This is a genomic window from Arthrobacter sp. 260 (genome assembly GCF_013116745.1).
Classification (GTDB): Bacteria; Actinomycetota; Actinomycetes; order Actinomycetales; family Micrococcaceae; genus Arthrobacter_D.
This window is the reverse complement of the sequence record NZ_JABFOE010000003.1, coordinates 342,859-348,858: the sequence shown is the minus strand read 5'-3', so window position 1 is coordinate 348,858 and position 6,000 is coordinate 342,859. Positions and strand designations below refer to the sequence as shown.

General features: G+C 66.3%; 6 protein-coding genes. 3 read left to right on the top strand and 3 right to left on the bottom strand.

The features are described 5' to 3' along the window. Window positions 1-245 precede the first annotated feature (245 nt). Together pta and HMI57_RS05990 are read left to right on the top strand one after the other, a co-directional pair. Window positions 246-2,330, top strand: coding sequence for a phosphate acetyltransferase (gene pta, locus HMI57_RS05995; protein WP_171585016.1), 2,085 nt, complete (start codon window positions 246-248; stop codon window positions 2,328-2,330). Window positions 2,331-2,436: 106 nt separating this feature from the next. Beyond that, window positions 2,437-3,174: an META domain-containing protein gene (locus HMI57_RS05990; RefSeq protein WP_171585015.1), complete on the top strand. Its 738-nt coding sequence runs from the start codon at window positions 2,437-2,439 to the stop codon at window positions 3,172-3,174. Window positions 3,175-3,243: 69 nt separating this feature from the next. Here HMI57_RS05990 and HMI57_RS05985 read toward each other — a convergent pair whose 3' ends face one another. After that, on the bottom strand, window positions 3,244-3,633 hold the full coding sequence (locus HMI57_RS05985; RefSeq protein WP_171585014.1) for a nuclear transport factor 2 family protein: 390 nt from the start codon (window positions 3,631-3,633) through the stop codon (window positions 3,244-3,246). A 125-nt stretch (window positions 3,634-3,758) separates the two neighbouring features. On the opposite strand from HMI57_RS05985, the gene HMI57_RS05980 reads away from it, so the two are divergent. Next, window positions 3,759-4,892: an acetate kinase gene (locus HMI57_RS05980; RefSeq protein ID WP_171585013.1), complete on the top strand. Its 1,134-nt coding sequence runs from the start codon at window positions 3,759-3,761 to the stop codon at window positions 4,890-4,892. 45 nt (window positions 4,893-4,937) lie between these two features. Here HMI57_RS05980 and HMI57_RS05975 read toward each other — a convergent pair whose 3' ends face one another. Together HMI57_RS05975 and HMI57_RS05970 are read right to left on the bottom strand one after the other, a co-directional pair. Next, on the bottom strand, window positions 4,938-5,249 hold the full coding sequence (locus tag HMI57_RS05975) for an AzlD domain-containing protein (RefSeq protein ID WP_171585012.1): 312 nt from the start codon (window positions 5,247-5,249) through the stop codon (window positions 4,938-4,940). After that, on the bottom strand, window positions 5,246-5,968 hold the full coding sequence (locus HMI57_RS05970) for an AzlC family ABC transporter permease (protein ID WP_171585011.1): 723 nt from the start codon (window positions 5,966-5,968) through the stop codon (window positions 5,246-5,248). The genes HMI57_RS05975 and HMI57_RS05970 overlap by 4 nt, the downstream gene beginning before the upstream one ends. Window positions 5,969-6,000: the final 32 nt, after the last annotated feature.

Genomic DNA, 6,000 nt, shown 5'->3' with positions numbered 1-6,000 from the left:
GAGAATATTGTGGGGGCCGGGGGGGTGGGGGGGGGGGGGGCCCGGCTGTGTGGGGAGCACGGAGAGAAAGTGGGGGGGGTTAGGCCCTTCCCCACCCCGCCACAACTGCACGAATCGTCGGCCAGCTCCCGGGATCACCCGCCACAGGTGCGCGGGTGATCCCGGGAACACTCCATCCGCAGATAAAACCCGCTGATGTGCCCGCCGTCATGGCTACTGCCGCCGTGGTTTGGGAGGATGAGTCAATGACTCGTGGAATATACGTCAGCGCCATGACCGAAGGCTCAGGAAAGTCACTGATCTCACTGGGGTTGGCGGACATGCTGCACCGGCACTCCGACCGGGTGGGATTCTTCCGGCCCATCGTCGAGGGGGATGACGTGGAGGCGGACCCGATGGTCAACCTGATGCAGCGCACCTTCGACCTGCCCGCATCCCGTGCGCGCGGCGGCCTCACGCGCGCCGAGGCGCGGGCGCTGCTGGTCAAGGGGCAGCGCGAAGAAATCGATACCCGCTGCGTTGCCATCTACAGCGAGATCGCCCGTGACTGCGACGTCATCATCGTCGAGGGCACCGATCTCAGCGGGCACGACGCCGCCCTCGAGTTCGATCTCAACGCCCGGTTGGCCAACAACCTGGGTGCCATGGTGCTGGCGGTGGTGAACGCGAAGGAAATGTCGGTCCCCGAGGCGGCCGACGCCGTCGACGTCGCCCGCAGGGAACTGGACGCCGCGCAGGTCTCGCTGCTGGCGATGATGGTGAACCGGGCCGCCGACGACGCCGTCGCCGAGATCAGTGCACAGGTCCGGCCGGGGCGTTCCGGGCGTCCCGTCTATGTGATTCCCGAACTCGCCGAGATTTCCCGGCCCACTGTCGGCGAGGTGGCGCGGGCGCTCGGTGCCCGTCAGATTGCCGGCAGCCCGACCCTTGAACGGGATGTCGCGTCGATCAAGGTCGCCGCGATGAACGTGGGGAATTTCCTGCACAAGCTCACCGACGGCGCCCTGGTGATTGTGCCCGGCGACCGTGCCGACGTCATGGTGGCAACCCTGGCGTCCTCCTTCTCGGCCGAGTTTCCGGTCCCGTCCGGGATGATCCTCACCGGAGGCCTCGCCCCGGACTCCACGATCCTTTCCCTGCTCGCCCAGGCACCGTTCCCCGTGTTCGCTGTCGACGACGACACGTACACCGCGGCGCGTCGGGTCAGCGAGGTGCGCGGCGAGATCGCCACCGGGCTGCGGCGCAAGGCGGCCGCTGCCCTGGGCGCCTGGGCGCGGCAGGTCGATGAGCCAGAACTCCTTGAACGGCTGGAGTTGCCCCGTGCACTGACGATGACCCCGCTGCGATTCCTCCACGACCTGATCGAACGGGCACGGTCCCAGCGTCGGCACATTGTCCTGCCCGAGGGGCAGGACCCGAGGATCCTCCGGGCAGCCGAGATCCTGCACCGGCGGGACGTCTGCGACCTCACCATCCTGGGGCCGGAGGCGAAGGTCCGGGAGCTCGCGGCCGGGCAGGGTATCGACCTGACCGGGCTGACCCTGATTGACCCGGCCACCTCGGAGCTCCGGGAGGAATTTGCCGCCGAGTACACGCGGCTTCGCTCTCACAAGGGCGTTTCCATCGAAAGCGCCCGCGAGCGCATGCTGGAAGGCGCCTACTTCGGGACCATGATGGTCCAGCTCGGGAAAGTGGACGGCATGGTGTCCGGCGCAGCCCACACCACCGCCAACACCATTCGCCCAGCGCTCGAGTTCGTGAAGACCAAGGAGGGAGTGAAAATTGTCTCGTCGGTCTTCCTGATGCTGCTGCGCGACCGAGTCCTGGTCTACGGTGACTGCGCGGTCAACCCCGACCCCAATGACGAGCAGCTCGCCGATATCGCTATCGCATCGGCCGAGACCGCCCAGCAGTTCGGCGTGAACCCCCGGGTGGCGATGCTCTCCTACTCGACCGGTGAATCAGGCTCCGGGGGTGCAGTGGACGAGGTGCGCCGTGCCACCGAACTGGTGCGCGAACGCCGGCCCGACCTTCCGGTGGAGGGACCCATTCAGTATGACGCCGCCGTCGACGCGACGGTCGCCGAGTCCAAGTTGCCGGGTTCCTCAGTGGCCGGCCAGGCCACCGTCTTCATTTTCCCCGACCTCAACACGGGCAACAACACCTATAAGGCGGTCCAGCAGTCGGCCGGCGCGGTTGCGGTGGGACCGGTCCTGCAGGGGCTCCGGAAGCCGGTCAATGACCTCTCCCGTGGCTGCACCGTCGAAGATATCGTCAATACCGTCGCAATCACAGCGGTCCAGGCACAGGATACCGACCAGGAGAACTGAGACCGCCTAGGTGCACTAAAACGACCAGCATCCGGGCTACGTCAGCGTCAAGGTTTCACCCACTGCGGGTGAGCAGCCGGCCACATCCCTTATGGGACCGTGAACCGTGAGCAGGATCAGGCGACGTTCGGCAGTAGTACTGGGTATTGGACTCTGCGTGGCCCTCGGCGGGTGCGCGTCCTCGTCGCCTGTGGATGATGACAGCCCGCCACCGGAACCCCTGCAGCCAGGCAGCCTCGTCGGCACCTGGACCGTTGAGGAAACCTTCGACACCCTGGAGCAGCCCTATGTTGCGTTCGTGCAGGACAACTCGTGGAGCGCGTCCGACGGGTGCAACCGGGTGCAGGGAACCTGGGACCTCGGCCAGGACAGTGACCTGGTCACCACCATGGGACCGCAGACCCTTATGGGGTGCGACGGTGCTGCCCTTCCGTCTGCGGTCTCGCTGGCGGCCACCGTCGCCGTCGACGGGGATACGCTGACGTTGTATGACTTCGACGGATCGGTGAGCACCGAACTGGTCCGCTCCACCGATTCCAGCGTGGGTCCGCAGGGCCTGCCGATCGGGTACTGGACCGAGGAGAGGACACCGACGTCGCCGTTCCTATCCATCCAGGTGGACAGGTCGTACTCCGGCAGTGACGACTGTGGAGAGGTAGCCGGGACCTGGGAGCCCGGAGAGGAGTCCGACTCGGTGACCCTGACTCCCGACCCCGCCGCAACCGCCACCTGCGATGATGCCGAGGGGTGGCTGGGCCAGGCCACGCTCGGACGGGTCCGCGCAGGCGTGATGACCCTTCAGGCGGAAGACGGCACGGTGCTCGGCGAACTGTCGGCCATGTGAGCGTACGCCAGCGGTGGAGGAGAGCAGTCTCCGGGAGAAATGCTGGCTGAGGCTTAGCGGAAGCGCATCTCAGGAGGGAAGGTCGCCAACTGTGCTGTATTTGCGCCGCCAGTCGCGGCCTTCCTCCCCACCGTAGAGGGTCCAGTATTCGCGGCCGGAAGTAATAACACCTTCGGCGACGGTCCAAATCGAGACAACACGGAAAATGCCAACGTCCTCCTGAGGCACCTGCACCTCGGACACCACGACGTCGCCGGCGTCGTAAACGTTTAACACGTCAATGCTCCACCCGTTTGGATGCTCTGAGTTCACCGCGACCAGGTTGTCCCTGCCACGGATGATCTCGCGTGTAACGGGCCAGAAGACCTCCACGTCGTCGGCAAGTGTTCGTCCAACAGCGTTCCAGTCACGGCTCCACACCGCAGACCAGTACCGCCGCACCACCTCGGTAGCTTCCATACGCCGATGCTACTCGACTTGCCTCCAGCTACATCGAAAGTGGGTGCTTACAGGTGCCCGGTCGCCTGCTGTGAGCCGCCGGACCACGTCAGCAGCCTCCAGTAGAGTTTCTGGCAGGAGGCATCATGATCATTCTTGTCATCAATTCGGGCTCATCATCATTGAAATACCAGGTGCGCGACACCGAGACCGGTGAACGGCTGGCCGACGGCACCGTGGAACGGATCGGTGATTCCACCCACGGGGGGCCCACCAACCACCAGGAGGCGCTCGACAGGGTGACCGACGACGTCGAGCAGGCGTTGCAGGGCCAAGCCATTGACGCTGTGGGGCACCGGGTGGTCCACGGCGGTGAACGGTTCAGCGAGCCGGTCCTGGTGGACAACGAGATCACCAGGGCGATCGAACGCCTGAGCCCCCTTGCACCCCTGCACAACCCGGCGAATGTCCAGGGCATCAGGGCCATCACCGCCAAATGGCCCACCATGCCCCAGGTTGCGGTGTTCGATACGGCGTTCCACCGCACCATCCCCGAGCAGGCTTGGCGCTACGCCGTCCCCGACGAGCTCTACACCCGGTTCGGGATCCGCCGGTATGGGTTCCACGGCACGTCAATCGGGTACGTCACCGACCATGCCGCCGCCCTACTGGGAGTCGCCCCCTCCACGTTCACCGGGATCATCGCCCACCTCGGGAACGGCGCCTCAATCACTGCGGTGCAGGCCGGGGCCAGCATCGACACGTCGATGGGGTTCACCCCGCTTGAGGGCCTGGTGATGGGCACCCGCTCCGGCGACATCGATCCGTCGATCCTGCTGTTCCTCAGCCGCGAGGGCTACTCGGCGGAGGACCTGGATCAACTCCTGAACCGTGAAGCGGGGCTCAAGGGTCTGACCGGGCAGAACGACATGCGTTCAGTGGTCGAGTCGGCAGCCAGCGGGGACACCCGGGCCGAGTTGGCCCTGGACCTCGCCTCCTACCGGCTGGCCAAGTACATCGGCGGCTACCATGTGGCAGTCGGCGGCGCCCAGGCGCTGGTATTCACTGCGGGAATTGGCGAGAACTCCTGGCAGTTCCGGGAGCGTGTGGTGGGACGGCTGGGCGCACTGAACCTGCATCTGGACGACGCCGAGAACCGGAAGAAGTCCAGGGCACCCCGCCAGATCAGCACCGAGGAGTCGGCGTTCCCTGTGCTGGTGATTCCGACCGACGAGGAAGCGGCAATCGCCGAAGCGACCGCCGCCGTCGTCGCGCGCTGACACCGGCTACTTCCCGCACCCGCCAAGCCACGACCAGCCGGGGGCTTAGGGCATGCCCGCCAGCCGGGCCAGTGCGGCACCCACCGCTCCCGCAAGCACCACCACCAGGAACGGTGCCCTCAGGAGCAGCGCCACCGCCGCGGCTGCCAAGGCGATGATCCGCGCGTCGAGAGCCAGTTCCTGGCCCGAGGCGAACGTGTTCACGGCTGTCAGCGACGCGAGGAGTCCAATAGTCAGCGTTCCTGCGACCCGGTTCATCCGGGGGTTGTCCATCCACCGCGCCGGAACCAGGTAGCCGGCGAGCTTGGTGAGGAAGGCGACGACGCAGGCAAGCAGGATCCAGAGCCACAGGTTCATCGGTGATCGCCTCCATCAGCGTAGGGGTCAATGTCGGGTTCAAGGCCCTCGGTGGGCCGGCCGTGACCGAACCAGCCGATGGCTCCGGCAACCGCGGCCGCAATCAGGATGGGCAGCCCGGGTGCCACCAGGGGGACCGCGACGATCGTGACCAGGGCACAGACCACAGCGATCGCCGCCGGCTCGCGACCCTTGAGCCGCGGCCAGAGCAGACCTAGGAACGCCGCAACCGCTGCCCCGTCAAGGCCCCACTGTGCGGGGTCACCGAGCGCCCCACCCACCAGGGCCCCGACTACCGTGAACACGTTCCACAGGATGAAGACGCCGATCCCCGCGCTCCAGAACCCCAGGCGACGCTCGACGGGGTCGGTCTGACCGCTCGCGGTGGCAGCGGATTCATCAATGGTGACGTGGGCGGCCACGAACCGCCGCCAGCCGGCAGGCCGCACCAGCGCATTCATCTGCATCCCGTAAACCGCGTTACGGATGCCCAGGAGGGACGCAGCGGTCATCGCCGCCGCTCCCGTTCCGCCGCCCCCGATGACCCCGATGAAGGCGAACTGGGAGCCGCCGCTGAAGAGCAGCAGACTGAGCGCCATGGTTTGCCAGAGATCGAATCCGGAAGTCACTGACAGTGCTCCGAAAGATACGCCGTAGAGGCCGGTGGCGACGGCGATCGAAAGGCCAACCCGGACCGCTGGCGACTGCAGGTATTTCACCAAATCAGCGTAGGGCGCGGCCTGGGGATTCA